This is a genomic window from Helicobacter sp. T3_23-1056, assembly GCF_053654535.1.
This window is the reverse complement of record NZ_JBSIUU010000065.1, coordinates 1-2197: the sequence shown is the minus strand read 5'-3', so window position 1 is coordinate 2197 and position 2197 is coordinate 1. Positions and strand designations below refer to the sequence as shown.

The window sequence follows — 2197 nt, the reverse complement described above, 5'->3', positions numbered from 1 at the left end:
AGACTTTGCACGCGATATTGCTTAAAAGCAAAATCACCACGATATTTATGCTCGCCATTAGCCCCATAAAAATATCTGCCAAATCCCACGCCAAAGCCAGATTTAACTGCGCCCCGACAAACACCATCACCACAGCAAAAAGCCTAAATATTTGCAAAGCGATTGTATGCTCTGTGATAAATTTAAAATTTGCCTCCGCGTAAAAATAATTCCCAATAAGCGAAGTAAAGGCAAAAAGCACGATTGCCACGCTTACAAAGATAAGCCCAAAATCGCCAAAATGCCCCCTCATCACCGCTTGCATCACCGCCATTCCGCTTAATCCACTTGTATCCACGGTAGAGCAAAGCACCATAAACGCGCTTGCCGAGCAGATGATAATCGTGTCGATAAAAACAGATAGCGTTTGCACCATTCCTTGTTTGGCAGGGTGGCTAGTATGCGCGCTCGCAGCGGCATTTGGCGCAGAGCCCATACCCGCTTCGTTTGAGAAAAGCCCACGCTTAATCCCTATGACTATCGCACTCCCTGCAAATCCCCCAAATATCGCGCTAAAATCAAACGCTTCTTTTAGCACGCTAGAGAAAATGAGCGGGATTTTATCCACATTTAGCCCCACAACTACGAGTGCCACAGCAAAGTAGCCAAACGCCATTATCGGCACGAGTATGGAGGAGATGAGCGCGGATTTTTTGTCATCGCCAAAGAAAAAGAAACTCACCAAAATCGCTAAAATTAGCCCGACAAAAATCGTTAGCGGGGAGTTTTCAAACACTTCTTTGCCCACAAAAATCTCAAATGACGAAGTTAGCGTGAAAGCCTGCAGGGCATTAAACCCAAGCGCAAAACAAAATATGAGCGAAATCGCAAAAATAATGCCAAGTTTTCTAGAATTTAGCGCGGATTCTATGTAGTAGGCAGGACCGCCTTTGTAGCGGTGTGTGCCGACTTTTCGTTTATACACTTGCGCGAGAGTGGATTCTACAAACGCGCTTGCCCCGCCTACAATCGCGCTAACCCACATCCAAAATAGCGCGCCACTTCCCCCGCTAGCGATAGCCACGCTCACGCCCACGATATTGCCTATGCCCACGCGTGAAGCAGTCGAAATCATCAGCGCACCAAATGGCGAAATATGTTCTTTTTCGCTCCTTTCTTTTAGCACGGCAAACACATCGCGTAAAAATCGCAACTGAATAAAACGCGTGCGAATGGTAAGATACGCCCCACAAAGTAGTAACGCAAACACGAGCCAATAAGTGTATAAAAACCCGCTAAAACTGCTTACAAAATCCATAAACAAATCGCTAATATGCTCCATAATGTAGCCTCCTTAATAAATAAAATATGCCACCCCAAAAACACCACAAAAAAGCGTAAAAAGCAAACAACGCGTAAAGACAGCGTTTTTTCAAACCCAAAAATACTATGATAGCACATTTTATGCTCTTATTATCCATGACTTTTAGGTAAATCAACTCATTGCGACATTGCATATCATAAATCTAGCCACTCTATATCGCTTGTGTGGATTTTGATGCTATGGGTGCGATAGGTGGCATAGATATTAGCGACTTCAGGGGTGAAATTATCCTGCCTTGCATAATTTGTGCCATTTGAAATATGCGTAAAAAGCGGGGGAAGCACCTTTAAAACTGCCCTAGAATCTAGCCTCGCAAAAATCAATGCTAAAGTAGCCTCCCTCTCTTGGAGGGGATAGACAAGTCGCAACACTTCAGGGGTAAATTTATTGTCCTTAAGCACGGCAAAAACACGAGATAGCTCGCTAGGGTGGTAGCAAAATATAAGCCCGCCTCTTTGGGCTAAAATCCGCCTTGCTTGAGGTATCCACTGCTCTAGTGGCATAGAGGTAGCGTAGCGGGATTCTACTAAATGTGGATTGCTAGAGCGGAGTGCGCCATCGGGGTAAAATGGTGGATTGCTAATGCAAAAATCTGCCTTTTTTGTGGCATTTGTGAAATTTGTTGTGGCATTTTTTACGCTACTTGTGAGATTTGCAGTGTTTGCAGTGTTTGATAGATTTTTTGTGTGGATTTTGGAGTTTTTTTGCGGTTTTTCAATATGGTGGTTTTTAGATAGATTTTGGGATAAAATCTCTAACAAACTAGAATCTAAAAAATCAATATGATACACACAAGCCAAAGGGGGTTTATCAGCATTTTTTAGGCAAAAAGTC

The 2197-nt window shown here is 43.4% G+C and carries 2 protein-coding genes; both read right to left on the bottom strand.

What is annotated here, in order from left to right:
* The coding region (locus ACWIUO_RS13625; protein ID WP_454178431.1) for an alanine/glycine:cation symporter family protein at positions 1–1321 on the bottom strand (1321 nt) is incomplete at its 3' end.
* Between the two features lie 176 nt (positions 1322–1497).
* A partial coding sequence (locus tag ACWIUO_RS13620) for a hypothetical protein (protein ID WP_454178430.1) occupies positions 1498–2197 on the bottom strand: 700 nt, incomplete at its 5' end.